This is a genomic window from Bordetella sp., assembly GCF_051960075.1.
GTDB lineage: Bacteria > Pseudomonadota > Gammaproteobacteria > Burkholderiales > Burkholderiaceae_B > Bordetella.
Window position 1 is genome coordinate 1 of record NZ_JBQCER010000008.1, and the last position, 24272, is coordinate 24272.

The 24272-nt window shown below is 63.5% G+C and carries 23 protein-coding genes and 1 pseudogene; 17 read left to right on the plus strand and 7 right to left on the minus strand.

What is annotated here, in order from left to right; translation table 11 throughout:
• The 4 genes and pseudogenes from ACTHJ1_RS00720 to ompA form a co-directional block, all read right to left on the minus strand.
• Positions 1-212: redoxin domain-containing protein (locus tag ACTHJ1_RS00720; protein ID WP_440186393.1), on the minus strand; the 212-nt coding region annotated here is incomplete at its 3' end.
• 349 nt (positions 213-561) lie between these two features.
• Positions 562-1227 (minus strand): phosphoglycolate phosphatase, encoded by a 666-nt coding sequence (gene gph / locus ACTHJ1_RS00725; RefSeq protein WP_440186395.1) that lies wholly within the window; start codon positions 1225-1227, stop codon positions 562-564.
• A gap of 87 nt (positions 1228-1314) precedes the next feature.
• Positions 1315-2043: pseudogene (ubiG, locus tag ACTHJ1_RS00730) on the minus strand (bifunctional 2-polyprenyl-6-hydroxyphenol methylase/3-demethylubiquinol 3-O-methyltransferase UbiG).
• Between the two features lie 94 nt (positions 2044-2137).
• Positions 2138-2716: an outer membrane protein OmpA gene (ompA, locus tag ACTHJ1_RS00735; protein ID WP_440186397.1), complete on the minus strand. Its 579-nt coding sequence runs from the start codon at positions 2714-2716 to the stop codon at positions 2138-2140.
• A 440-nt stretch (positions 2717-3156) separates the two neighbouring features.
• Here ompA and gyrA point away from each other — a divergent pair, with 440 nt between their 5' ends.
• The 8 genes from gyrA to ACTHJ1_RS00775 all read left to right on the plus strand — a co-directional run bounded on the left by gyrA (position 3157) and on the right by ACTHJ1_RS00775 (position 13195).
• Positions 3157-5778 (plus strand): DNA gyrase subunit A, encoded by a 2622-nt coding sequence (gene gyrA, locus ACTHJ1_RS00740; protein ID WP_440186399.1) that lies wholly within the window; start codon positions 3157-3159, stop codon positions 5776-5778.
• An 18-nt stretch (positions 5779-5796) separates the two neighbouring features.
• Positions 5797-6927, plus strand: a complete 1131-nt coding sequence (gene serC / locus ACTHJ1_RS00745; protein ID WP_440186401.1) for a 3-phosphoserine/phosphohydroxythreonine transaminase — start codon at positions 5797-5799, stop codon at positions 6925-6927.
• A complete protein-coding gene (gene pheA / locus ACTHJ1_RS00750; protein ID WP_440186403.1) occupies positions 6920-8005 on the plus strand; it encodes a prephenate dehydratase in 1086 nt (361 codons plus the stop codon). Before serC ends, pheA begins: the two co-directional genes overlap by 8 nt.
• 107 nt (positions 8006-8112) lie before the next feature.
• Positions 8113-8994: a prephenate dehydrogenase gene (locus ACTHJ1_RS00755; protein WP_440186405.1), complete on the plus strand. Its 882-nt coding sequence runs from the start codon at positions 8113-8115 to the stop codon at positions 8992-8994.
• The gene (gene aroA / locus ACTHJ1_RS00760) at positions 8994-10310 is read left to right on the plus strand and encodes a 3-phosphoshikimate 1-carboxyvinyltransferase (protein WP_440186407.1); all 1317 of its coding nucleotides are present in this window, start codon (positions 8994-8996) and stop codon (positions 10308-10310) included. Before ACTHJ1_RS00755 ends, aroA begins: the two co-directional genes overlap by 1 nt.
• The gene (cmk, locus tag ACTHJ1_RS00765; protein ID WP_440186409.1) at positions 10307-10975 is read left to right on the plus strand and encodes a (d)CMP kinase; all 669 of its coding nucleotides are present in this window, start codon (positions 10307-10309) and stop codon (positions 10973-10975) included. The genes aroA and cmk overlap by 4 nt, the downstream gene beginning before the upstream one ends.
• A 132-nt stretch (positions 10976-11107) precedes the next feature.
• Entirely contained in the window at positions 11108-12817 is a 1710-nt protein-coding gene (gene rpsA / locus ACTHJ1_RS00770; RefSeq protein WP_440186411.1) for a 30S ribosomal protein S1, read from the plus strand.
• Between the two features lie 18 nt (positions 12818-12835).
• Positions 12836-13195 carry an integration host factor subunit beta gene (locus ACTHJ1_RS00775; RefSeq protein WP_330915050.1) on the plus strand — a complete coding sequence of 120 codons (360 nt, stop codon included), beginning with the start codon at positions 12836-12838 and terminating at the stop codon, positions 13193-13195.
• Between the two features lie 101 nt (positions 13196-13296).
• Here ACTHJ1_RS00775 and ACTHJ1_RS00780 read toward each other — a convergent pair whose 3' ends face one another.
• Positions 13297-14382, minus strand: coding sequence for a tartrate dehydrogenase (locus ACTHJ1_RS00780; RefSeq protein ID WP_440186414.1), 1086 nt, complete (start codon positions 14380-14382; stop codon positions 13297-13299).
• Between the two features lie 126 nt (positions 14383-14508).
• Here ACTHJ1_RS00780 and ACTHJ1_RS00785 point away from each other — a divergent pair, with 126 nt between their 5' ends.
• The 6 genes from ACTHJ1_RS00785 to cysM all read left to right on the plus strand — a co-directional run bounded on the left by ACTHJ1_RS00785 (position 14509) and on the right by cysM (position 19765).
• Positions 14509-14829, plus strand: a complete 321-nt coding sequence (locus ACTHJ1_RS00785) for a LapA family protein (RefSeq protein ID WP_440186416.1) — start codon at positions 14509-14511, stop codon at positions 14827-14829.
• 33 nt (positions 14830-14862) lie between these two features.
• Positions 14863-16116 carry a lipopolysaccharide assembly protein LapB gene (gene lapB, locus ACTHJ1_RS00790; RefSeq protein WP_440186418.1) on the plus strand — a complete coding sequence of 418 codons (1254 nt, stop codon included), beginning with the start codon at positions 14863-14865 and terminating at the stop codon, positions 16114-16116.
• On the plus strand, positions 16113-17057 hold the full coding sequence (gene rfaE1, locus ACTHJ1_RS00795) for a D-glycero-beta-D-manno-heptose-7-phosphate kinase (protein ID WP_440186420.1): 945 nt from the start codon (positions 16113-16115) through the stop codon (positions 17055-17057). Before lapB ends, rfaE1 begins: the two co-directional genes overlap by 4 nt.
• Before the next feature lie 78 nt (positions 17058-17135).
• Positions 17136-18128: an ADP-glyceromanno-heptose 6-epimerase gene (gene rfaD / locus ACTHJ1_RS00800; RefSeq protein WP_440186422.1), complete on the plus strand. Its 993-nt coding sequence runs from the start codon at positions 17136-17138 to the stop codon at positions 18126-18128.
• A 284-nt stretch (positions 18129-18412) separates the two neighbouring features.
• On the plus strand, positions 18413-18757 hold the full coding sequence (locus ACTHJ1_RS00805) for a ComEA family DNA-binding protein (RefSeq protein ID WP_440186424.1): 345 nt from the start codon (positions 18413-18415) through the stop codon (positions 18755-18757).
• An 87-nt stretch (positions 18758-18844) separates the two neighbouring features.
• The gene (gene cysM / locus ACTHJ1_RS00810; RefSeq protein ID WP_440186426.1) at positions 18845-19765 is read left to right on the plus strand and encodes a cysteine synthase CysM; all 921 of its coding nucleotides are present in this window, start codon (positions 18845-18847) and stop codon (positions 19763-19765) included.
• Positions 19766-19769: 4 nt separating this feature from the next.
• Here the strand turns inward: cysM and mltB are convergent, their stop codons facing one another.
• A complete protein-coding gene (gene mltB, locus ACTHJ1_RS00815; protein ID WP_440186428.1) occupies positions 19770-20939 on the minus strand; it encodes a lytic murein transglycosylase B in 1170 nt (389 codons plus the stop codon).
• Positions 20940-20951: 12 nt separating this feature from the next.
• On the opposite strand from mltB, the gene ACTHJ1_RS00820 reads away from it, so the two are divergent.
• The 3 genes from ACTHJ1_RS00820 (at position 20952) to ACTHJ1_RS00830 (ending at position 23623) form a co-directional block, all read left to right on the plus strand.
• Positions 20952-21878, plus strand: a complete 927-nt coding sequence (locus ACTHJ1_RS00820; protein ID WP_440186430.1) for a histone deacetylase family protein — start codon at positions 20952-20954, stop codon at positions 21876-21878.
• Positions 21879-21941: 63 nt separating this feature from the next.
• Positions 21942-22691 (plus strand): electron transfer flavoprotein subunit beta/FixA family protein, encoded by a 750-nt coding sequence (locus ACTHJ1_RS00825; RefSeq protein WP_440186432.1) that lies wholly within the window; start codon positions 21942-21944, stop codon positions 22689-22691.
• Positions 22692-22693: 2 nt separating this feature from the next.
• Complete coding sequence (locus ACTHJ1_RS00830) at positions 22694-23623, plus strand: electron transfer flavoprotein subunit alpha/FixB family protein (protein WP_440186434.1); 930 nt, start codon at positions 22694-22696, stop codon at positions 23621-23623.
• 89 nt (positions 23624-23712) lie between these two features.
• Here ACTHJ1_RS00830 and ACTHJ1_RS00835 read toward each other — a convergent pair whose 3' ends face one another.
• Positions 23713-24225, minus strand: a complete 513-nt coding sequence (locus ACTHJ1_RS00835) for an excinuclease ATPase subunit (protein WP_440186436.1) — start codon at positions 24223-24225, stop codon at positions 23713-23715.
• Positions 24226-24272 lie beyond the last annotated feature (47 nt).

Consider the following 24272-nt stretch of genomic DNA (forward strand, 5'->3'; position numbering starts at 1 on the left):
ACCGAGTAGATCTCGACGCCCAGTTTCTGGAACTCGGCATAGTTGTCGGCCAGGTCTTCGAGTTCGGTGGGGCACACGAAGGTGAAGTCGGCAGGGTAGAACACCATCACGGCCCACTTGCCCTTCAGGGTGGCTTCGGTCACTTCGATGAACTTGCCGTCGCGCAGCGCTTGAGCTTTGAAGGGTTTGATTTGGGTATTGACGAGAGACATTGCAATTTCCTCTGTACGTGGGTGAAAAGACGGTATGAAAGACATGGTAGGGGGTCTTGTACTTTAGATCAAATTTATTAAATAAATATGATCTATTGTTTTTAACTATATCAAGGAGGTTAGTTCTCGATATCGACAAGTCGATCCATGCCTTGGCCGGGGAAAGCACAGCGGCGTCACGCCGGGAGCGGAGCCCGGCGCTGGCGCACACCGCTATTTTGCCGCCGGAGCGCTCCAAGGCAAAATCGGCTTCTTCGTGAGAGATAGTCCTGGTACCGGAGCGTCTCGCGGTGAGCCGAGCCCCGGGGGGGCGTGGCAGGCCTTTAGCAGCGGGCGCGGCGCAAGCGGTCTACTTCGGCAGCAAAGTGGTGATTGCAGGCCAGAGCCCGGCGACGTCATCGGCCCTCGCCTCGGCCTGCCAGGTGTCGATCGGGCCGCCGTCGCCCAAATAGCCGTAGGCCGCGGCGACGGCAGGCATGCCGGCGGCATGGGCTGCCTGAATATCGCGCAGATCGTCGCCTACGTAGAGGCAGCGGTCGGCGCCGTAGCCTGCTTCCCGGGCCGCATGAAGCAGCGGCGCAGGGTGGGGCTTGGCGTGGGGCGTGGTGTCGCCGCACACCAGGGCGGCGCAGTGCCGCATCAGGTTCAGATGCTCGACGATGGGGCGGGTGAGGTGAGTGGCCTTATTGGTGACGATACCCCAGGCAAGACCTTGAGCGCGAATGTGCTCCAGGAGTTCTGCGATGCCGGGGAAGAGGCGGCTGTGCAGCGTGGAGTTGGCCGCGTAATGGTCGAGAAATCGCTGCCGCGCGGCTTCGTATTCGTCATGGCCGGGTTGCAGGCCCAGCGCCACGCGCAGCATGCCGCGCGCGCCCTGCGAGGCCACGGGGCGCAGCACATCGACCGGCAGGGGTCCCATGCCGCGCAGCGCGCGTTGCGCATTGGCGGCGGCAGCCAGATCTGGCGCTGTATCGGCCAGGGTGCCGTCGAAATCAAACAGAATTAGCGATGTCATAAGAAAAGGCACGTTTTGCCGCCGGGCCGCCCCAAGGCAAAACAGCCCCCTTGGGGGGCAGCAAGCACGAAGTGCGCGGCGTGGGGGTCATTGCTCTTTGCGGGTGGCGACCAGATAGTTCACCGAGGTGTCGCCGCTGAGCGTATAGATCTGGGTCAGCGGGTTGTATTCCATGCCTTTGAGCTCGACGGTGGCCAAGCCCGCTCGGCGCGTGTGGGCGGCGAGCTCGCTGGGCTTGATGAAGCTGGCATAGCTGTGAGTGCCGCGAGGCAGGAGTTTGAGCAGATACTCGGCGCCGACGATGGCGAACAGGAATGACTTGGGATTGCGGTTGAGCGTGGAGAAGAACACCCAGCCGCCGGGTTTGGCCAGCTCGGCGCAGGCCCGCACGATGGAGGCGGGGTCAGGGACATGTTCGAGCATTTCCATGCAGGTGACCACGTAGTAAGAACCGGGTTGCTACATCGCCAGCTGTTCGACCGGCACATTGCGGTAGTCCACCTTGATCCCGGACTCCAGACCGTGCAGTTTGGCGATCTTCAGCGATTTTTCGGCCAGGTCGATGCCGGTGACCTCGGCGCCGGCGCGAGCCATACTTTCAGACAGAATGCCGCCACCGCAACCCACATCCAGGATGCGTTTCCCAGTTAGATTGCCCACGCGCTCGCGAATCCAGTCCAGACGCAAGGGATTGATGGCGTGCAGGGGCTTGAATTCGCTTTCAGGATCCCACCAGCGAGAAGCCAGGGCGCTGAATTTATCGAGTTCGGCTTGATCGGCGTTGACGCCAGTCTTGGAGGAAGTGTCGGTGCTCATGGGATTAGGCAAAAAAAAGAGCCTCGCATAGCGAGGCTCTTTATTGTAGCGGCTGGCAAGGTTTGCAACCTCGCAGCCGCTGCGTCTGGGGCAATTACTTGCGGGTACCGACGATTTCGATTTCCACGCGGCGGTTCTTGGCGCGGCCGGCAGCAGTCTTGTTGTCCGCAACGGGGTTGGCCTTGCCCTTGCCTTCCGTGTAGATACGGTTGGCATCGATGCCCTTGGACACCAGATAGGCCTTGACGGCGTTGGCGCGGCGCTGCGACAGCTTGAGGTTGTAGGCAACCGAACCGATCGAGTCGGTGTAACCGACGGCGATGATGGTTTCCAGATTGATGGTCTGGACCTGGGTCGCGACCTGATCCAGCAGCTTACGACCTTCGGGCTTCAGAACAGCCTTGTCGAAGTCGAAGAAAGCGTCGGCGTTGAAGACGACCTTCGAGGCGACCGGCGTGGGCTTGGCAGCCTGGGCGACTTGAGCGCCGCAAGCTTGCGAAGCGGTGGCGGGCGTCCAGAAGTTATCGCGCCAGCACAGTTCGCTGTTGCCGTTCTTGACCACTTCGCCGAAGTTGCCTTGCCAGTTGTTGATGGCGGTTTGGGCGGAAGCAACGCCCGAAGCCGTCAGAGCGGCAACGGCGAGCGCCAGGGCGAATTTGGAGGGTTTGTTCATGTTTCTCCTCGTTGAGCTTGAAGCTGGGATAGGTGACTCGCAGCGTCCCCCGCCGCATATCAGTAAAACGGGGCCAGTATAGCAGTGCAAAGAACAGGTTCAAAGCGCGCCACTGGCTGCGTGCTGGAAACAATCTTAAGCCATTTGCCGAGCTTTGGCGTCTCCCGCCTCTCGCATTGCTGCGGGATGTGACCTTTTCAGCCCTGTATGGGATTTTCATGTTGGTTTTTGACAACAAGGCTTACGCGGTGCGCAGAAGATTCAGGGATTCGTCATTTTTCGGCGGAGCTCCGTGCATTTCGGCCTTCGCCGCAATGGCGGACGGAACGTCGATGCGTCAATGATAGAATTTTCTGTTTTCCCGGCCGGGAACCAAGGGCTTGGTTTGCCCGGGCTTGCCCGGCGCCGGGTCCGGCCTACTCTTTAATAGCTGATTCAATATGGATTCCTTTGCCAAGGAGACGCTTCCGGTATCGCTGGAAGAAGAGATGCGCCGCAGTTACCTCGATTACGCCATGAGCGTAATCGTAGGGCGGGCCCTGCCGGACGTGCGCGATGGCTTGAAGCCCGTGCATCGGCGTGTGCTGTACGCCATGCACGAACTCAACAACGACTGGAACCGGGCCTATAAAAAATCCGCCCGCATCGTCGGCGATGTCATCGGTAAATTCCACCCGCACGGCGATCAGTCTGTCTACGACACCATTGTCCGTATGGCGCAGGATTTCTCCATGCGCTACATGCTGGTGGACGGCCAGGGCAACTTCGGCTCGATCGACGGCGACAATGCCGCTGCCATGCGTTACACCGAAATCCGTCTGGCCAAGATCGCTCACGAGCTTCTGGCCGATATCGATCAGGAAACCGTCGACTTCGGCCCCAATTACGACGGCAGCGAACAAGAGCCGCTGCTCCTGCCCTCGCGCCTGCCCAATCTGTTGGTCAACGGCAGCTCGGGCATCGCGGTGGGCATGGCCACCAATATCCCGCCGCACAATCTGTCGGAAGTGGTCGAGGGGTGCCTGTACTGCCTGCGCAACCCCGAGTGCACGGTCGACGAACTTATCGAAATTATTCCGGCCCCGGATTTCCCCACGGGAGCCATCATCTACGGCATCTCGGGTGTGCGCGAGGGCTACCGCACCGGTCGGGGCCGGGTGGTCATGCGCGCCAAAACGCACTTCGAGGATATGGAAAAGGGCAACCGTCAGGCCATCGTGGTTGACGCGATTCCCTATCAGGTCAACAAGAAGTCGCTGCAGGAGCGAATTGCCGAGCTGGTCAACGACAAGAAGATCGAAGGCATTTCCGATATCCGCGACGAGTCCGACAAGGACGGCATGCGCTTGGTCATCGAACTCAAGCGCGGCGAAGTGCCCGAGGTCGTCCTCAATAATCTGTATAAGAACACACAGCTGCAGGACACCTTCGGGATGAACCTCGTGGCGCTGGTCGACGGCCAGCCGCGCCTGTTGAATCTGAAGCAGCTGATCCATTACTTCCTGCAGCATCGCCGCGAAGTGGTGACGCGTCGTACGGTGTTCCAGCTGCGCAAGGCGCGTGAGCGCGGCCACGTGCTGGAAGGCCTGGCGGTGGCGCTGGCCAACATCGACGATTTCATCGCCATCATCCGCGCCGCGCCCACGCCGCCGGTCGCCAAGCAGGATCTGATGGCGCGGTCGTGGGATTCGTCCCTGGTGCGCGAGATGCTGGCGCGCGCCGAAGGCAATGTGCTGGGCGGCAGCGCGGCATATCGCCCCGATGGTCTGGACGCCAATTACGGTCTGCAGGGCGACGGCCAGTACCGCCTGAGCGATACGCAGGCGCAGGAAATCCTGAACATGCGCCTGCAGCGACTGACCGGCCTGGAACAGGACAAGATCGTCGGCGAATACCGCGAGGTGATGGACACTATCACCGATCTGCTCGACATTCTGTCGCGGCCCGAGCGCATAACGTCCATCATCAGCGACGAACTCACGGCCATCAAGGCCGAATTTTCGACTGGCGCCAAGGACACGCGCCGCGCCGAGATCGAACCCAACGCCACCGAGATCGACACCGAAGACCTCATCACCCCGATGGACATGGTGGTGACCATGTCCCACGGCGGCTACATCAAGAGCCAGCCGCTGTCCGAATACCGTTCGCAGCGCCGCGGCGGCCGCGGCAAGCAGGCCACGGCCATGAAGGAAGACGACTGGATCGATCAGCTCTTCATCGCCAACACGCACGATTACCTGCTTTGTTTCTCCAACCGCGGCCGGGTGTACTGGTTGAAGGTGTGGGAAGTGCCCTCGGGCTCGCGCGGCTCGCGCGGCCGGCCTATCGTCAATATGTTCCCGCTGGCCGACGGCGAGAAGGTCACGGTAGTGCTGCCGGTCAAGGAATTCAGTGACGATCACTACATTTTCATGGCGACGTCGCGCGGCACGGTCAAGAAGACTCCGCTGTCCGATTTCTCCAACCCGCGCAAGGCCGGCATCATCGCCGTGGATCTGGACGACGGCGACTACCTGATCGGCGCCGACCTGACCGACGGCCAGCACGACGTAATGCTGTTTTCCGACTCGGGCAAGGCCGTGCGCTTCGACGAAAACGACGTGCGCCCCATGGGCCGCAACGCCCGCGGCGTGCGCGGCATGATGCTCGAAGACGGCCAGTCGGTGATCTCGCTGCTGGTTGCCGGCGACGAGTCGCAGAGCGTGCTCACCGCCACCGAGAACGGCTACGGCAAGCGCACGTCTATCGTCGAATACACCCGCCACGGCCGCGGCACCAAGGGCATGATCGCCATCCAGACCTCGTCGCGTAACGGCCGGGTGGTTGGGGCGGTGCTGGTCGATGCGACCGATGAGATCATGCTCATCACCACGGGCGGCGTACTGGTGCGCACCCGCGTGAGCGAAATCCGCGAAATGGGCCGCGCCACGCAGGGCGTGACGCTCATCAACGTCGATGACGGCAGCAGCCTGTCGGGCGTGCGACGCGTGGTCGAGAGCGACGCCGACGAGGAAGAGGGCGCCGAGCAGAACGACGGCGCGCCGCAAGACACACAGTAGAGACGAAGGAGCAGCAGCATGGCGCGTCCCTGGAATTTTTCGGCCGGTCCGGCCGCCATCCCCGAGGCCGTGCTGCGACAGGCGGCGGCCGAGATGCTGGACTGGCATGGCAGCGGCATGTCGGTGATGGAGATGAGTCATCGCGGCAAGCAGTTCGTCCAGATCTGCGATGAAGCCGAAAGCGATCTGCGCGACCTGTTGTCCCTGCCGCCCGATTACGCCATCCTCTTCATGCAGGGCGGCGGCCTGGGCGAGAACGCCATCGTGCCCATGAATCTCCTGGGCCGGCGCGCCAGCCCCGCGGCGGATTTCCTGGTGACGGGCCACTGGTCCGTGCGCTCGCATAAAGAAGCGGGCCGTTACTGCGATGCCCGCATCGTCGCCTCCAGTGCGCTGCCTGCGCAGATCGACGGCCGCGACCAGTTGCCCTGGACCTGGGTGCCCGCCATGGATGCCTGGACGGTCAACAAAAATGCCGCCTACCTGCACCTGTGCAGCAACGAGACCATCGGCGGCGTCGAGAACATGGAATGGCCGGACATGGCCGCGCTCGGCGCGCCCGACGTGCCGCTGGTGGTGGACGCGTCCTCGCACTTCCTGTCGCGCGCACTGCCTATCGAAAAGACCGGACTGGTATTCGCCGGGGCGCAGAAAAACGTCGGCCCTGCCGGCGTTACCGTGGTGATCGCGCGCCGCGACTTGCTGGGTCATGCGCTGCCCATCTGCCCGTCGGCTTTCGACTATGCCAATGTGGCGGCCGAGCATTCGCGCTACAACACGCCGCCCACTTTCGGCATTTACATGGCCGGGCTGGTGTTCAAGTGGATCAAGGCGCAGGGCAGCGTCGCGGCCATCGAGGCCGCCAACATCGCCAAGGCCGAGCTTCTGTACGGTTATCTGGACGGCAGCGGGTTCTACCGCAATCCGGTGCATGAGCCGCTGCGTTCGCGCATGAACGTGCCTTTCGTGCTGCGCGACGAATCGCTCAACGACGCCTTTCTCGCTGGAGCGGAAGAAGCAGGCTTGCTGGCCCTGAAGGGTCACAAGAGCGTGGGAGGCATGCGCGCCTCGATCTACAACGCCATGCCGATGGCAGGCGTGCAGGCCCTGGTCGACTATCTGAAAGAGTTCGAGCGTCGCTATGGATGAGATCTTGCAGGCCAGGCTGGCCCCCCTGCGCGCGCGCATCGACGCGCTCGATGCGCAGATCCTAGACCTGCTGAGCCAGCGCGCCCGTGCTGCGCAAGAGGTGGGCATCGTCAAGCATGAACTGCATGCCGAAGGCCCGGTGCTCAAGCCCGAACGCGAGGCGCAGGTCATTCGCACTCTGCAGGACCGCAATCCGGGACCGCTGCCCGATACGGCCATTGCCGCCGTGTGGACGGAGATCATCTCCGCCTGCCGCGGCCTTGAGCGCGGCATGGTCGTGGCCTATCTGGGTCCGCAAGGTTCGTTTTCCGAGCAGGCCGCGTTCGAGCACTTCGGCCGCGCAGTAACAGGCCTGCCATGTGCCTCGTTCGACGAAGTGTTTCGCGCGGTGGAGGCCGGCCAGGCCGAGGTAGGCATGGTGCCGGTCGAGAACTCGACCGAAGGCGCAGTCAATCGCAACCTTGACCTGCTGCTCAATTCGCCGCTGAAAATTCTGGGCGAGCGCTCGCTCGTGATCCGGCACTGCCTGATGACGCGTTCGGGCAATATGGACGGCATCACGACGATCTCCGCGCATCCGCAGGCACTGGCCCAGTGCCAGGGCTGGCTGTCGCGGCATTATCCCGATCTGCGCACCGTGGCGGCCGCCAGCAATTCCGAGGCGGCACGCGTGGCTTGCGAAGACGCAAGCGTGGCAGCGATCGCGGGCGAGACCGCGGCCAAGGCCTGGAGCCTGGCCGTGGTCGAGGCGGGCATACAGGACGACACGCAGAACCGCACGCGTTTTCTGGCCATCGGCCGCATTCAGCCGGCCGGCAGCGGTCGCGACAAGACCAGCCTGATCCTGGCTGTGCCCAACCGGGCCGGCGCCGTGTACGAGATGCTGGCTCCGCTGGCCGAGAACGGGGTGTCCATGAGCCGTTTCGAGTCGCGCCCGGCGCGCACGGGGCAATGGGAGTATTACTTCTATGTCGACATCGAGGGGCATCGCGACGATCCGCAGGTGGCCAAAGCCCTGGCCGTCCTGCAAAAGCAGGTGGCTTACTTCAAGCTGCTGGGCTCGTATCCCGCTCAATGAGGCCGCGCTTGGCCGCATGCAAGAGCAATTTCCGATAAAAATCCACGAGACATCGAGCCTCAGATGAGCACGCAAGAATTCGCAGCGCAGTTCTGCATCGGGGCGCGATGAGTACGCCGCGCATTCCGGTGCTGGCCGTGGTCGGCGTGGGGCTGATCGGCGGATCCTTTGCCGCAGCCTTGCGGCGGGCCGGCCAGGTTGGGCGTGTGCTGGGCGTGGGGCGCGATCCCAGATCCTTGGAGCGCGCCCGCGAACTGGGCCTCATCGATGAAGCCGTGAGTGTTGCCGAAGCCGCGCAGCGCGCCGATCTGGCAATGCTGGCCGCGCCGGTGGGCAGCCTGGGCGGTTTGCTGGTTCAGATGCGCGCGCATCTCAAGCCCGGCATCGTGCTGACCGACGCCGGCAGCACCAAGGCCGAAGTAGAGCAGGCTGCGCGCCAGGCGCTGGGCGAACGCATAGACTGCTTCGTGCCGGGCCACCCCATCGCCGGCGCCGAGCGCACCGGGCCGGGCGCCGCCGATGCCGATCTCTATCGCGACCGTAACGTGGTGCTATGCCCTTTGCCGGAAAATACGCCGCAGGCGGTAGAGCAGGTGCGTCTGGCCTGGCAAGACTGCGGCGCGCGGCTGCTCGAAATGGACGCCGGGCTGCATGACCGCATGCTGGCCTGCGTGAGCCATATTCCCCATTTTCTCGCAGCCGTCTATGTGGCCCAGGTGGCGGGCGAACCGGACGCCGAGCGACGTCTGGGCCTGGCGGGCTCTGGCTTTCGCGATTTCACGCGCATCGCGGCGGGTTCTCCCGAAATGTGGCGCGATATTTTTCTATCCAACCGCTCGGCCATGCAGGCCGAGCTGGCTGCCGTGCGCGCCGTGCTGGATCAGGCCGAACAGGCATTGGCTGCCGGCGACGGCGCTGCACTGCTCGACCTGCTGCAGCGCGCCTCGAGCACGCGCCGCGATTGGCGGCTGGGTTCAACGGAGTCTTAATGACGCTTGACTTTCTCGACCTGCCGCACGCGGCGCGAGCTCAGGGCACCGTGGCGCTGCCCGGTTCCAAAAGCATTTCCAACCGCGTGCTGCTGCTGTCCGCACTGGCCGAGGGCAGCACGGAAATTTCCGGCCTGCTAGATTCCGACGACACCCGCGTCATGCTGGCGGCCTTGCGCCAGTTGGGCGTGCCGGTCGAGGAACGGGGCCAGGGCAATGCGCGCGTACAGGGCGCCGCGTCTTTCCCCGTCAAACAGGCCGACATCTTTCTGGGCAATGCCGGCACGGCTTTCCGGTCGATGACGGCGGCGCTGGCGCTGATGGGCGGCGACTATCGCTTGTCGGGGGTGCCGCGCATGCACGAGCGGCCCATCGGCGACCTGGCCGATGCCTTGAACGCGTTGGGCGCCGACGTCGGTTATCTGGGCCAGCCGGGCTACCCGCCGCTGCACATCGGGCCCGGCCAGCCCCGGGCTCAGACGCCGGTGCGGGTGCAGGGCAATGTGTCCAGCCAGTTCCTTACGGCCCTGCTGATGATCTCGCCCTTGCTCGCGCGCGCTGGCGGCCGGCCGGTCGTGGTCGAAGTCGTCGGCGATCTGATCTCCAAGCCCTACATCGAAATCACGCTGAACCTGATGGCGCGCTACGGTGTGACGGTGGTGCGTGAGGGCTGGCAGCGATTTGTCGTTCCGGCCGACGCCGCCTATCGCAGTCCGGGACGCATTCTGGTCGAGGGCGACGCCTCGTCGGCCTCGTATGTCCTGGCGCTGGGCGCCATCGGCGGCGGTCCGGTGCGCATGACCGGCGTGGGTGCCGACAGCATCCAAGGCGACGTCGCTTTTGTCGAAACTTTACAGGCCATGGGCGCGCGCATCGACGCCGGCCCTGATTGGCTGGAATCGCGCGGCGTGAACGTGGCCGCGGGCGAAAAGCTGCGGTCTTTCGACGCCGATTTCAACCTTATTCCCGACGCAGCCATGACGGCCGCCGTCCTGGCCTTGTACGCCGACGGCCCGTGCCGCCTGCGCAATATCGGCAGCTGGCGCGTCAAGGAAACCGATCGTATCCACGCCATGCACACCGAACTGGCCAAGCTGGGCGCGCAGGTCGAATCCGGACCAGATTGGTTGCAAGTGACCCCGCCTGTGCAATGGCGCGACGCGCATATCGGCACTTATGATGATCATCGCATGGCCATGTGCTTTTCCCTGGCCGCATTCGGTCCGGCGCAGGTGCGAATACTCGACCCGGGATGCGTGAGCAAGACTTTCCCGACGTATTTCGATGTCTATGCGGGACTGGTGAGGACGGCATGAACACGATTCCAGTCATCGCCATCGACGGCCCGACCGCTTCCGGCAAGGGCTCCGTGGCTCACCGAGTCGCCCAGACGCTGGGGGGATGGAGCGTGCTCGACAGCGGTGCCCTGTATCGCCTGACGGCCCTGGCGGCGCTCAGGCGCGGCATTGCGGCTGACGATGCCTGGGCCTTGGCCCGGACCGCCGGGTCGCTGGACGTTCATTTTCACAACGAGTGCATCTTCCTGGAAGGCGAGGACGCCACTGACGCCATCCGCCAGGAAGAGGTCGGCAATATGGCCTCGCGCATCGCCGGCTACCCCGATCTGCGCCAGGCGCTGCTCGAGCGTCAGCGGGCCTTCCGGGTGGCGCCGGGGCTGGTGGCCGATGGTCGAGATATGGGGACAATTGTCTTTCCCGACGCACCCCTCAAGGTCTTTCTGGTCGCCGCTCCCGAGGCTAGAGCGCAGAGACGCCATAAGCAATTGATCGATAAGGGAATTTCTGCTAATATTGATGACCTCCTGCAAGATTTGCGGGCACGGGACGCGCGCGATATGCAGCGTGCGGTCGCGCCCTTGAAACCTGCAGAAGATGCCCGTGTGCTTGATTCGTCGTTTCTGACGCTAGAACAAACGGTGCAAGCAGTGTTGAAGATGTGGAAAGAGATTTCCGCAGCTTGATCGAAATAGTGAAGCAGCACGGCCCTGTCGGCCTTTTGCAGTTCTGAGCGGCGCGACAGGTTTTGACACTCCACTGCGCTTGCCGCGGTGTGTATTTTTTAACGGCCAATTCCGGCCAGGACCCTTAACCTAATGTCTTCCCTTAACCAAGCGACCGGCGGCGAAAGCTTTGCCGACATGTTTGCCCAAAGCCTCAAGAGCCAGGACATGAAGTCCGGCGAGGTCATCAGCGCCGAAGTCGTACGCATCGATCACAATTTCGTGGTCGTCAACGCCGGCCTGAAATCCGAAGCGCTCATCCCGCTCGAAGAATTCCTGAACGATCAGGGCGACATCGAAGTCAACCCCGGCGATTACGTCTCGGTGGCCATCGATGCCCTGGAAAACGGTTACGGCGACACCATCCTGTCGCGCGACCGCGCCAAGCGCCTGTCGGCCTGGCTTTCGCTGGAAACCGCACTGGAAAACGGCGAACTGGTCACCGGCACCATCACCGGCAAGGTCAAGGGCGGCCTGACCGTCATGACCAACGGCATCCGCGCTTTCCTGCCCGGCTCGCTGGTCGATCTGCGTCCCGTCAAGGACACCACGCCGTACGAAGGCAAGACCCTCGAATTCAAGGTCATCAAGCTCGACCGCAAGCGCAACAACGTCGTGCTGTCGCGCCGTCAAGTGCTGGAAGCCAGCATGGGCGAAGAGCGCCAGAAGCTGCTCGAGACGCTGCACGAAGGCGCCGTGGTCAAGGGCGTGGTCAAGAACATCACCGATTACGGTGCGTTCGTGGACCTGGGCGGCATCGACGGCCTGCTGCACATCACCGATATGGCCTGGCGCCGCGTGCGTCACCCCTCCGAAGTCCTGACCGTCGGCCAGGAAGTCGAAGCCAAGGTCCTGAAGTTCGACCAGGAAAAGAGCCGCGTCTCCCTGGGCGTCAAGCAGCTGGGCGAAGATCCGTGGGTGGGTCTGGCTCGCCGCTACCCGCAAGGCACCCGCCTGTTCGGCAAGGTCACCAACCTGACCGACTACGGCTCGTTCGTCGAAGTCGAAGCGGGTATCGAAGGCCTGGTGCACGTGTCCGAGATGGACTGGACCAACAAGAACGTCGATCCGCGCAAGGTTGTGACCCTGGGCGAAGAAGTCGAAGTCATGGTCCTGGAAATCGACGAAGATCGCCGCCGCATCTCGCTGGGCATGAAGCAGTGCCGCCAGAATCCGTGGGAAGAGTTCGCCACCAACTTCAAGCGTGGCGACAAAGTCCGCGGTGCCATCAAGTCGATCACCGACTTCGGCGTGTTCGTCGGTCTGCCCGGCGGCATCGATGGCCTGGTGCACCTGTCCGACCTGTCCTGGACGGACACGGGCGAAGAAGCCGTGCGCAATTTCAAGAAGGGCGACGAGATCGAAGCCGTGGTTCTGGGCATCGATACCGACAAGGAACGCATCTCGCTGGGCGTCAAGCAGCTCGAAGGCGACCCCTTCAACAACTTCGTCGCCACGCATGACAAGGGCGCCGTCGTTCCCGGAACGATCAAGTCGGTCGAAGCCAAGGGCGCCGTGGTGACCCTGTCCGTCGAAGTCGAAGGCTACCTGCGCGCTTCGGAAATCTCCGCGGGCCGCGTCGAAGACGCCACCACGGTTCTGAAGGCAGGCGAAAACATCGAAGCCATGATCATCAACGTCGACCGCAAGACGCGTTCGATCCAGTTGTCGGTCAAGGCTCGCGACAACGCCGAGACCGCCGAAACCATCCAGCGCATGTCCGAAGCCAGCGCTTCGTCGGGCACGACCAACCTGGGCGCTCTGCTCAAGGCCAAGCTCGACCAGCAGCGCGGCGAAGGCTGATAGCGGGTTGGTGCCTCAGTGACCAAATCGGAGCTGATCGCAGCGTTGGCGGCCCACTACCCCCAGTTGGCCGCCCGCGACACCGATTACGCCGTCAAGACCATGCTCGATGCGATGACCCAGGCCCTGTCCACGGGTCAGCGCATCGAGATCCGTGGTTTCGGCAGCTTCTCGCTATCGCAACGGTCTCCCCGCGTCGGACGCAATCCCAAATCGGGCGAACAAGTGCTGGTGCCTGGCAAACAGGTGCCGCACTTCAAGGCTGGCAAGGAACTGCGCGAGCGCGTCGACCAGGTTGCCGGCGAACAACTCGCCGGCAATGCTGAAGGGTCTTCCGATCCCGCGTCATCCGAAATGGATCTGCATGCCATGCATTGAGTTCGGCGGCCGTCTCCATAAAAAAACCCTTCCGGCTCGGAAGGGTTTTTTTATGGCGATTATTCGCGTTAAAACGCGTCGGTTGTGGACTGGCGCGCTACTTATGTCGTTTCGATCAGTGCTGCGATCGCCTTGCCCGCTTCGGTTGTTTTTAGCGTGCCGCCCAAGTCCGCCGTGGTCTGGCCCGCCGCCAGTGTCTTCTCGATGGCCTGCAGAATGGCGTCGTGCGCTTGGCGGTAGACGCCCTGGCCGTTGCCCAGAAAATCCAGCATCATCGCCCCCGACCAGATCATGCCCACCGGGTTGGCGATGTTCTTGCCGTAGATATCCGGTGCCGAACCGTGCACCGGCTCGAAAAGCGACGGGAAGGTGCGTTCGGGATTGAGGTTGGCCGACGGCGCGATGCCGATGGTGCCGGTGCAGGCCGGGCCCAGGTCGGACAGGATGTCGCCGAACAGGTTGGAGGCCACCACCACATCGAAGCGTTCGGGGCTGATGACGAAGCGAGCCGCCAGGATGTCGATGTGGTATTTGTCCTGGCGCACGTCGGGGTACTGCTTGCCCATTTCGGCGAAGCGCTCGTCCCAGTAGGGCATGCTGATGAAGATGCCATTGGACTTGGTGGCCGAGGTCAAGTGCTTCTTGGGCCGGCTTTGCGCCAGGTCGAAGGCGTATTTGAGGATGCGGTCGGTGCCCTTGCGCGTGAAGATCGACTCTTGCAGGACGAATTCGCGGTCGGTGCCCGCGAACATCTTGCCGCCTACCGACGAATATTCGCCTTCGGTGTTCTCTCGCACGATGTACATGTCGATGTCGCCCGGTTTGCGGCCGGCCAGGGGGCAGGGCACGCCCGGCATCAGCCGGGCAGGGCGCAGGTTGACGTATTCGTCGAAGTCGCGACGGAATTTGAGCAGAGACCCCCATAGCGAGACGTGGTCGGGCACGATGTCGGGCCAGCCTACCGCGCCGAAATAGATCGCGTCGCAGTCCTTGAGCTGGTCGAACCAATCGGCAGGCATCATGTCGCCGTGTTTGGCGTAGTAGTCGCAGCTGGCCCACTCGATGTGCTTGAATTCGAGCGCGATGCCGAAGCGCTTGGCGGCGGCTTCGACCACACGCAGGCCTTCGGGCATGACTTCCTTGCCGATGCCGTCTCCGGGAATGACGGCGATCTTGTGCGTCTTCACTGCTTGCCTCGCTGGGTTTGTTTATTAGGATTGGGCATTCAATCTAGCACGGTCGTGTTCGGGTGGGATTGAAGCGCCGCGCAAGTTACAATCCGAGGTCCGAATTCCTAGCTGGGAGTCTGTCTCATGCGCTATCTCGTCTGGATCCTGCGCCTGTTGGTCTTCATCGCTGTGCTCATGTTCGCCGTGAAGAACACCGACCCCGTCAAAGTCAATTTCTACGCCGATTACGCGATACAAAATGTGCCGCTCATCGTGGTCATGCTGGCTACCTTCGTGGTGGGGGCCGTTTTCGGCCTGTTGCTGACCGTGCCCATGGCCATGCGCCGTCGTCGCGAGGCCTCGCGCCTGCGCCGCGAGGTCGAGCGCCTGAAGTCGCTGGCCCAGGCCGCCGCGTCGCCGAATGCGGTGCCGCCCGAGGCCATCGCCCCCATGTCGCCGCTGTGAGCCGGCCGTTTTTTCTAGCAGTGAGCACGATTCGTGGATTTTGAACCCTGGTGGCTGATTTTTATTCCTATGCTGTTCGGCCTGGGCTGGGTGGCCGCGCGCTTCGATTTTCGCCAGATGCTGCGCGAAACGCGCACGCTGCCGGACTCGTACTTCCGCGGCCTGAACTTCCTGCTCAATGAAGAGCCCGACCGGGCCATCGATGCCTTTGTCGAAGTCGCCAAGCTCGATCCGGAAACCACCGAGCTGCACTTCGCCCTGGGCAGCCTGTTCCGCCGCCGCGGCGAGATGGAGCGCGCCATCCGCGTGCACCAGAGCCTGCTCAACCGCACCGACCTGCCGGTGGCCGAGCGCGACCACGCCCAGCACGAGCTGGCGCAGGATTTCCTCAAGGCCGGCATGCTGGATCGCGCCGAAAGCACCTTCAATACGCTCAAGGACACGCGTTTCGCCTTGCCGGCGCTGCGTTCGCTGGTGCGCATCTACGAGTCCGAGCACGACTGGCCTCGCGCCATCGAGGTGGTCAAGACGCTGCAGGGCCTGGTCGATGAACCCGTGCCGCAGATCGTGCACTACCACTGCGAACTGGCGCAGATGGCGCTGGCGTCCAAGCCCGTGAACATCGAAGCAACCAACGCGGCGCTGGATGCCGCAGATCATGCGATCAAGAGCTCCGATGCCGCCTCGTCGCGCGGAGGCAGGGCACGCATCGCCATGCTGCGCGCGCAATTGGCGCGGATCGAGCAGAACCCCAAGCGCGAGCGCTTGTACCTGGAATCCATCCTCACCAGTGCGCCGGAATACGCGGGCCTGGTGGCCGAGCGCCTCCTGGCCAACTACACCCAGACGGGCGAGGCGGCCCAAGGTCTGGAGGTGCTGCGGCGACACTATGCGCAGCATGCCTCGCTCGATCTTTTCAACGTCGTGTTCCGCGAACTGCGCGCGCAGCGCGGCCCGGCGCAGGCCTGGAGCTTTGCCCGGGAGGCGATGCGCAGTCATCCGTCGCTGCTGGGGCTGGATCGCCTGCTCGAAGCCGAGCTGTCCAATCCCGTGGCGGAAACTGCCGCCGGCCTGCCGCAGGCCGTGCCGAGCGATACGCGCCGCGACGACGCCGTGCCCGGCGGAGACCTGACCCTGCTGCGCAGCCTCATCCACAAGCACACGCAGCGGCTGGACCGCTACGTCTGCAAGTCCTGCGGTTTTCAGCCGCGCAGCTTCTATTGGCAATGTCCGGGCTGCAATGCCTGGGAGACCTCGGCTCCTCGCCGTCTTGAGGAACTGGAATGAGCGACAAATCTTCGTTTCCCGCTCGCGCCGTCGCGCGCAGTCGCGTGCTGGTGGTGGGCGACGTCATGCTGGACCGCTATTGGTTCGGCGAGGTGGACCGCATTTCGCCCGAGGCGCCTGTGCCTGTGGTGCACGTGGCGCGCCGCGAAGACCGTCTGGGCGGCGCGGCCAACGTGGCGCGCAATGTCGCGGCCCTGGGAGGACTGGTCACACTAATCGGCGTGACCGGAACGGACGAGGCCGGCGCGTGCATCAGTCAATTGGCGCAAGAGGCCGGCGTGCACGCAGACCTGGTCAGCGACGCAGGGCATCCCACCACGCTCAAGATGCGCGTGCTGGGCCGACAGCAGCAGATGCTGCGCGTCGACTTCGAGCAGCATCCCTCGCAAGCTTCGCTGGACAGCCTGAACGCAGCCGTGGCGCGGCATCTGCCGAACCACGACGTGATCGTGCTGTCCGACTACGCCAAAGGCGCGCTCGAGCGTGTCCAGGACCTGATCGCGCTGGCGCGCGAGCATAAAGTGCCGGTGCTGGTGGACCCGAAGGGCGACGACTATGATCGCTACAGGGGCGCGACGATGGTCACGCCCAATCGTTCCGAAATGCAGCAGGCCGTGGGCCGCTGGAAGGACGAAGACGACCTCACGTCGCGCGCACAGCTGCTGCGCGCGCATCTGCAGCTCGAAGCCTTGTTGGTGACGCGCTCCGAGCAAGGCATGACGCTGTTCTCGGCGGGTTCGCGCGAGCACGTCGACGCGCAGGCGCACGAGGTGTTCGACGTGTCCGGGGCTGGCGACACGGTGCTGGCGACTCTGGCGTTGATGCGCGCCGCAGGCCTGTCCTGGGGCGAGGCCATGGGCTGGGCCAATCGCGCCGGCGGCATCGTGGTAGGCAAGCTGGGTACGTCAACCGTCACTGCCGCAGAATTGGCTGGAGCTTAATATGACCCCTACCTTCACTGCGCTTACTACCCCCTCCGGGAGGCTCAGCCTCGTTCGGGCGGACGCGCGGAGGCTGACATGACTTATATCGTTACCGGCGCCGCCGGCTTCATCGGCAGCAATCTGGTGCGAGGCCTGAACCGCCGCGGCATCGACGATATCATCGCTGTCGATGATCTGACCGACGGCGACAAGTTCCGCAACCTGACCGACTGCCGCATCGCCGACTATCTGGACAAGCACGACTTTCGCGCTCGTGTGCGAGAAGGGCGTCTGCCCGAGGTGCGTGCCGTGCTGCACCAGGGGGCCTGTTCGGATACCACCGAGCGCAACGGTCAATTCATGCTCGACAACAACTTCCGCGTCACGCTGGAGCTTTTCGAGTATTGCCAGAGCCGCGCCGTTCCCTTTTTGTACGCCTCTTCGGCGGCGATCTATGGCGGTTCGTCGGTCTATTCGGAGGAACCGGCCAACGAGGCGCCGCTCAACGTCTACGGCTATTCCAAGCTGCTGTTCGACCAGGTATTGCGCCGTCGCATGTCGCATTTGAGTGCGCAAGTGGTGGGTTTGCGCTATTTCAACGTTTACGGCCCGCATGAGCAGCACAAAGGTCGCATGGCCTCGGTGGCTTTTCACAACATGAACCAGTTCCTGGCCGAAGGACATGTGCGTCTGTTCGGCGGCTGGGATGGTTACGGCGACGGCGAGCAGAGCCGCGACTTCATTTCGGTGGAGGACGTGGTGGCCGTGAATCTGTATTTTCTCGATCACCCTGAAAAATCGGGCATTTTCAATTGCGGCACTGGCCGCGCTCAGCCGTTCAACGACATTGCGGTCGCTGTGGTCAACACGCTGCGCGCCGAGAAGGGCGAGGCGGCATTGCCGCTGGCCGAACTGGTCAAGGCCGGGTTCGTCCGCTACGTGCCTTTTCCTGACGATCTGAAGGGCTACTACCAGAGCTATACCCAGGCCGACACGACCAATCTGCGCGCCGCAGGCTTTAACGCGCCCATGCGCGATGTCCAGACCGGCGTGGCCGAGTACGTGCGTTACTGGCGCGCGAAAAAATAAGGCTCTCGCGCCTTACGTATTTCCCGCGACGGATATTTTTGTTCACGCATTCCCCGACATCGAGTGTCGCCGCGCATGATGGCCGGCCGGGCTTCACCCGATAGTCCGGCCAACCAGGAGTGCGTATGAACCCCTTTCTGAACGACACGATCGCCCGGCCCTCGCTGTGCGCGGATTTTTCCGTTGGCCGTTTTTTGCCGAGGAATCGTCCCGGCGCAAAAGCGGCGCCTCCGGGCGGCGGCAAACCGAAGGTGCGACATGGGAACGCTCCTCGTCGCCGATTCATGGGGGGGACTGCAGGGCGTCTGGCCTTGGCGGGTGGCCTGGTTCTTGCCATGTCGTCGTCCGCCTCTGCGCTGGATGTCAACAGCGCCAGCGCCGAACAGCTTGAATCTTTACGCGGCGTCGGTCCCAAGATGGCGCGTGTCATCGTGCAGGAACGCCAGCGCGGCGGCCGCTTCGAATCGATCGAGGATTTTTCCGACCGCGTGCGCGGCATCGGTCCCAGGAAAGCCAAAGCCTTGCAGGCCGCGGGCCTGACTGTGGGCGGCGGCCCGCTGCCCCTGGCGTCGGATATCTCGGCTGGCGCGCCCCGGCTCCTACCGTCGCGCTCTTCAGGCAGGCCCTGACGGGGCCACCCTGTTTTGAATATGGATATGCCGGACCGGTATGAGGCCGGGCAGTATCATCGACACTTGTAATTTTCGGCATCCGGCATGAACATCACCGATTACCCCACCATCGAACAGACTATCGGCAACACGCCCCTGGTGCGCCTGCAGCGCATCCCGGGGCAAGCCGGCACCCCGCGCGGCAACGTCATCCTCGCCAAGCTCGAAGGCAACAACCCCGCAGGTTCCGTGAAAGACAGGCCCGCGATGTCCATGATCCGGCGCGCCGAAGAGCGCGGCGAGATCAAGCCCGGCGATACGTTGATCGAAGCCACCAGCGGCAATACCGGCATCGGCCTGGCCATGGCGGCGGCCATACGCGGCTATCGCATGATCCTCATCATGCCCGACAACCTCTCGCTGGAGCGGCGCGCGTCCATGTCGGCCTATGGCGCACAACTCATTCTCACGCCCGCCGACAAGGGCGGCATGGAGTACGCGCGCGACCTGGCCATGGAAATGCAGTCCGAGGGCAAGGGCAAGGTGCTGGACCAGTTCGCCAATCCGGACAATCCGCTCGCTCATATCGAGACCACCGGCCCCGAAATCTGGCGCCAGACGCAAGGGCGCATTACCCATTTCGTCAGCGCCATGGGCACGACCGGCACCATCATGGGCATGTCCACCTACCTGAAGGGGCAAAATTCCGCCGTACAGGTCATCGGCGCGCAGCCTGCCCCAGGCTCGCAGATTCCCGGCATCCGCAAATGGCCTGAAGCCTATCTTCCCAGAATTTTCGACGCCAGCCGGGTCGACGGGTATGAATCGATCGAGCAGCATGAGGCGGAAACGATGGCCCGCCGCCTCGCGGCCGAAGAGGGCCTCTTCGCAGGCATCTCGTCCGCCGGCGCTCTGGTCGCGGCGCTGCGCGTGGCCGAGCGCGTCAACGACGCCACGATCGTCTTCATCGTCTGCGATCGCGGGGATCGCTACCTTTCCACGGGCGTGTTCAACACGCCGAGCTGATCGGTCACAGTTCGGCGCCCGCCAATCGCGGCCCGACGGCGGCCGCAACGGCATCCGCCAGATCCGACACTGCAGCAGCGTAGAAATAGCTGTGGTTGTATTGCGTGATGGCGAAGAAGTTGGGTGTGCCCGTGCGGTACTGAGCCGTTGCGCGCGCCTCTTCATCCAGGTTCACGATGCCCAGTGGCTGCTGGGTCCACGCTCCGGCGCCGGCGCCCGGTTCCACATGGGCGCCGCCGGCCTGCAACTGGCTCCAGGTCAGGGTGGGTGCCAGCCCGCCTGCGACCAGTGCGGAAGGATCGGCCGGCAGCGTCACCGGCGCAAATACCGGTACACCGCGCACCCAGCCGTGCTGGGCCAGGTAATTGCCGACCGACATGATGGCGTCGGCCGGATCGTTGGCCAGATCGATGTGTCCGCCCGGATTGCCTGCGCTGTCCACCGCGTATTGCATGATGCTTTGCGGCATGAACTGCGGCATGCCGATCGCGCCCGCGTACGAACCGCGGGTGTCGATGTCGAGCCGACCTTGCAAGGCCAGCGTGATGAAATCGCCCAGTTGGCCGCGGAACATCGCGGCGCGGTCGGGCTTGTCGGGGACAGGGTAGTCGAAAGCCAGCGTCGAGAGCGCGTCCATCACGCGAAAGCTGCCCATATTGCGGCCGTAGATCGTCTCCACGCCGATGATGCCGGCGATGATTTTGGCCGGCACGCCATAGCGCTGCTGCGCCTGATTCAAGGCAGCGGCGTTTTCGCGCCAGAACTCGGCGCCCCAGCGGATGCGCTTGGGTTCGACGAAACGTGAACGGTAAGTGAGCCAGCTGCGCCATATTTTGTGACCCGGCACGGAAGGCAGGATCAGGCGCGCCACGGTCGCGCTATAGCGCGCATCGGACAGGCTGGCACGCACCCGTTCCAGCGGCAGGTTTTCGCGGCTGGCCAGGTCGCGCGCAAAGGCGTCGACCTCGGGGCGCAGCTGGCCGCCTGGCAGCGTGGTGGAAGAGGGCTCGTCCGACGGGCCCGGTTCGGTCGGGCCTATGTGTATCGGGCCGGACGACGAGGCAGTGGGGGGAATGTTGGGAACAGGTGCCCGGGGAGGGGAGGATGCGCAACCGGCAAGCACGAAAGGAATCACTACCGTGCCGGTTTGCAGCAAACGCCTGAGCATGAACATACAATCTTCCCCATGGAGACCTTGTATTTTACCCACCCCTCGTGTCGGCTGCACGAAATGGGCGGCTGGCATCCCGAGAGCCCGGAGAGGCTCGATGCCATATCCGATCAGTTGCTGGCCAGCGGCATGATGTCTTTTCTTGATGCGCGTACGGCGCCCGAGGCGACCCGCGAAGCCTTGTTGCGCGTGCATGATGCGCAGTATCTCGATTCCCTGTCGGCAAGCGTGCCGCCTGAAGGGGACTACACCCCCATCGATCCCGACACGCTGATGAACCACCATACGCTGGATGCGGCGCTGCACGCCGCCGGCGCGGCCGTGGCAGCAGTAGATGCCGTGATGGCGGGCCAGGCCGAGACCGCGTTCTGCTCGGTACGGCCTCCTGGCCATCATGCCGGCCGCCGTCGCGCCATGGGCTTCTGTTTTTTCAACAACGTCGCCGTCGGCGCCGCGCACGCCATGGCTGCGCACGGGGTGCAGCGCCTGGCCATCGTCGATTTCGACGTGCACCACGGCAATGGCACTGAAGAGATCTTCGCTGGCGACGAGCGCGTACTGATGTGCAGTTTTTTTCAACACCCGCTCTTTCCTTACGGTGAAACGAGCCATCCCGCGGCCAATATGCTCAACGTGCCGGTGCCGGCCTATACCTCCGGGCCGGCCGTGCGCGCCATCGTGACCGAACAGTGGCTGCCGCGGCTCGAGGCCCATCGGCCCGAGCTGATCCTGGTGTCGGCGGGCTTCGACGCGCATCGCGAGGACGACATGGGCCAGATGGGCCTGGTCGAATCCGATTATGCGTGGATTACCGAGCGTGTCGTCGAGGTGGCCGACCGCCATGCCGCGGGACGCGTCGTCAGCACTCTGGAGGGCGGTTACAGCTTGTCGGCTCTGGGCCGCAGCGTGGTGGCCCACATACGGGCGCTGTCCAAGCTGTAGAATCGAAAAATTGCCGAAAACCCGTTACTGGAAAAGTTTCTAGGAAAGATAGGAGACTGTTGGATGAAGGTGCTTGTACCCGTCAAGCGCGTGGTTGACTACAACGTCAAGGTGCGCGTCAAGAGCGATCAGACCGGTGTCGATATCGCCAATGTGAAGATGTCCATGAACCCGTTCGACGAGATCGCGGTCGAGGAAGCCACGCGGCTCAGAGAGTCGGGCAAGGCCACCGAGGTGGTGGCGGTATCGTGCGGCGTGGCCCAGGCGCAGGAAACCCTGCGCACGGCGCTGGCCATCGGCGCCGACCGCGGCATTCTGGTTCAGACCGATGTGGAGCTGCAGCCGTTGGCGGTGGCCAAGCTGCTCAAGGCCCTGGCCGACAAGGAACAGCCGCAGCTGATCATTCTGGGCAAGCAGGCGATCGACGACGACGCCAACCAAACCGGGCAGATGCTGGCCGCGTTGTTGGGTTGGCCGCAGGCGACTTTTGCCAGCAAGGTCGAACTGGGCGATGGCACGGCCACGGTGACCCGCGAGGTGGACGGCGGCCTGGAGACCATCAAGATCAAGCTGCCGGCCATCGTCACGACCGACCTGCGCTTGAACGAGCCGCGCTATGTCACGCTGCCCAACATCATGAAGGCCAAGAAAAAGCCGCTGGAGACGTTGGCTCCGGCAGACCTGGGCGTTGATCCGGCGCCGCGCATCAAGACGCTCAAGGTGACCGATCCGCCGGCGCGCAAGGCCGGTATCAAGGTGGCCGACGTGGCGGCGCTGGTGGACAAGCTCAAGAACGAAGCGAAGGTGGTGTGAAGATGACGATTCTGGTTATTGCCGAACACGATAACGCCCATCTGAAGGGCGCGACGCTGAACACGGTGGCCGCGGCGGCCAAGATCGGCGGGGACGTGCACGTGCTGGTGGCGGGGAGCGGTGCCAAGGCTGTCGCCGATGCCGCCGCGCAGGTTGCGGGCGTGGCCAAGGTGCTGCTGGCCGACGCGCCGCAGCTGGCCGACGGCCTGGCCGAGAACCTGGAAGCCCAGATTCTGGGCGTTGCCGCGAACTACAGCCACATTCTGTTCCCGGCCACCGCCTCGGGCAAGAACGTGGCCCCGCGCGTGGCCGCCAAGCTGGATGTGGCGCAGGTTTCGGACATCATCGGGGTGGAATCGGCCGACACGTTCGTGCGCCCGATCTACGCGGGAAACGCAATCGCCACCGTGCAATCGGGCGACGCGGTCAAGGTGATCACGGTACGCACCACGGGCTTCGATGCGGTAGCCGCCACAGGCGGTGCGGCCACGGTGGAACCGCTGGCTGCAGTGGCCGATTCGGGTCTGTCCAGCTTTGTGAGCCGCGAAGGGGCCACGAGCGACCGCCCCGAGCTGGCGGGCGCGAAAGTCGTGGTGTCGGGCGGCCGAGGCATGGGCAGCGCCGAGAATTTCAAGATCCTCGAACCGCTGGCCGACAAGCTGGGCGCGGCCATGGGCGCTTCGCGCGCGGCGGTCGACGCCGGGTATGCACCCAACGACTGGCAAGTGGGCCAGACGGGCAAAATCGTCGCGCCGCAGCTTTATGTGGCCGTGGGCATCTCGGGGGCGATCCAGCACCTGGCCGGCATGAAGGATTCGAAGGTGATCGTGGCGATCAACAAGGATCCCGAAGCGCCGATCTTCGGGGTGGCCGATTACGGTCTGGTGGGCGATCTCTTCCAGGTGGTGCCCGAACTGGCCGCGGCGCTCTGAGCCGGCTTGATACGCAGTGCTGAAAGTTCGAGGCTGCCGGGCCTGGCCCGGCAGCCTCGAACTTTTTACGAGAAGAAAAAACCGACGGACTACTTCGTCTTGATGAACGTGCCCTTGAGCGCCACGCCCGTGACGAACGCGCCGGCATGGCATTCGTATTCGGCGGGGCTGGAGTACACGTTCTTCTTGTAGTAGCTGACGATGTTGACGACCGCATTGGCGCCCTCGGAGTCTGCACGCTCCTTCAGTTGTATGAGCGCCGACAGCATCGCCCAGCGGCAGGCGTTGACGTCGCTTTTGCTGAAGCCGTTGGTTTTCTTGTTGGTGACGAACTCGCCAAAAGACTTCAGCGCTTTTGGCGCCGGCTGGTTGCCGAAATAGAATTGAACGCCATTGCCGACTTTTTGCTGAAAATCAGGGCTATTGAGCACGTCCTGGATGGGCAGATGCAGCGTGGTGTCGCGGGCGTAAGCCTGATTGGCAAGGCTGGCCAGCGCTAGGGCGCAGGCGGCAAGGGCAATTCGCATTGAAAGCTCCGGTAGATTGGTATTTTGAGGATCGGGCGGGTCGTCGACCCGGCCGAAGGTGTGGTTATTACGCATGGCAGGCTTGCCGTCAAGCCGACGCCTATCGGCGCGGAGCAGGAAAT

What these genes read in the sequence shown, in the direction of transcription:
- ACTHJ1_RS00835 (WP_440186436.1), bottom strand. Translation starts at nt 24,225, where the DNA reads ATGCGTAATAACCACACCTTCGGCCGGGTCGACGACCCGCCCGATCCT.
- ACTHJ1_RS00830 (WP_440186434.1), top strand. Translation starts at nt 22,694, where the DNA reads ATGACGATTCTGGTTATTGCCGAACACGATAACGCCCATCTGAAGGGC.
- serC (WP_440186401.1), top strand. Translation starts at nt 5,797, where the DNA reads ATGGCGCGTCCCTGGAATTTTTCGGCCGGTCCGGCCGCCATCCCCGAG.
- ACTHJ1_RS00820 (WP_440186430.1), top strand. Translation starts at nt 20,952, where the DNA reads ATGGAGACCTTGTATTTTACCCACCCCTCGTGTCGGCTGCACGAAATG.
- mltB (WP_440186428.1), bottom strand. Translation starts at nt 20,939, where the DNA reads ATGTTCATGCTCAGGCGTTTGCTGCAAACCGGCACGGTAGTGATTCCT.
- rfaD (WP_440186422.1), top strand. Translation starts at nt 17,136, where the DNA reads ATGACTTATATCGTTACCGGCGCCGCCGGCTTCATCGGCAGCAATCTG.
- pheA (WP_440186403.1), top strand. Translation starts at nt 6,920, where the DNA reads ATGGATGAGATCTTGCAGGCCAGGCTGGCCCCCCTGCGCGCGCGCATC.
- ACTHJ1_RS00785 (WP_440186416.1), top strand. Translation starts at nt 14,509, where the DNA reads ATGCGCTATCTCGTCTGGATCCTGCGCCTGTTGGTCTTCATCGCTGTG.
- gph (WP_440186395.1), bottom strand. Translation starts at nt 1,227, where the DNA reads ATGACATCGCTAATTCTGTTTGATTTCGACGGCACCCTGGCCGATACA.
- ACTHJ1_RS00805 (WP_440186424.1), top strand. Translation starts at nt 18,413, where the DNA reads ATGGGGGGGACTGCAGGGCGTCTGGCCTTGGCGGGTGGCCTGGTTCTT.
- rfaE1 (WP_440186420.1), top strand. Translation starts at nt 16,113, where the DNA reads ATGAGCGACAAATCTTCGTTTCCCGCTCGCGCCGTCGCGCGCAGTCGC.
- ompA (WP_440186397.1), bottom strand. Translation starts at nt 2,716, where the DNA reads ATGAACAAACCCTCCAAATTCGCCCTGGCGCTCGCCGTTGCCGCTCTG.
- rpsA (WP_440186411.1), top strand. Translation starts at nt 11,108, where the DNA reads ATGTCTTCCCTTAACCAAGCGACCGGCGGCGAAAGCTTTGCCGACATG.
- aroA (WP_440186407.1), top strand. Translation starts at nt 8,994, where the DNA reads ATGACGCTTGACTTTCTCGACCTGCCGCACGCGGCGCGAGCTCAGGGC.
- cmk (WP_440186409.1), top strand. Translation starts at nt 10,307, where the DNA reads ATGAACACGATTCCAGTCATCGCCATCGACGGCCCGACCGCTTCCGGC.
- ACTHJ1_RS00825 (WP_440186432.1), top strand. Translation starts at nt 21,942, where the DNA reads ATGAAGGTGCTTGTACCCGTCAAGCGCGTGGTTGACTACAACGTCAAG.
- ACTHJ1_RS00755 (WP_440186405.1), top strand. Translation starts at nt 8,113, where the DNA reads ATGAGTACGCCGCGCATTCCGGTGCTGGCCGTGGTCGGCGTGGGGCTG.
- cysM (WP_440186426.1), top strand. Translation starts at nt 18,845, where the DNA reads ATGAACATCACCGATTACCCCACCATCGAACAGACTATCGGCAACACG.
- gyrA (WP_440186399.1), top strand. Translation starts at nt 3,157, where the DNA reads ATGGATTCCTTTGCCAAGGAGACGCTTCCGGTATCGCTGGAAGAAGAG.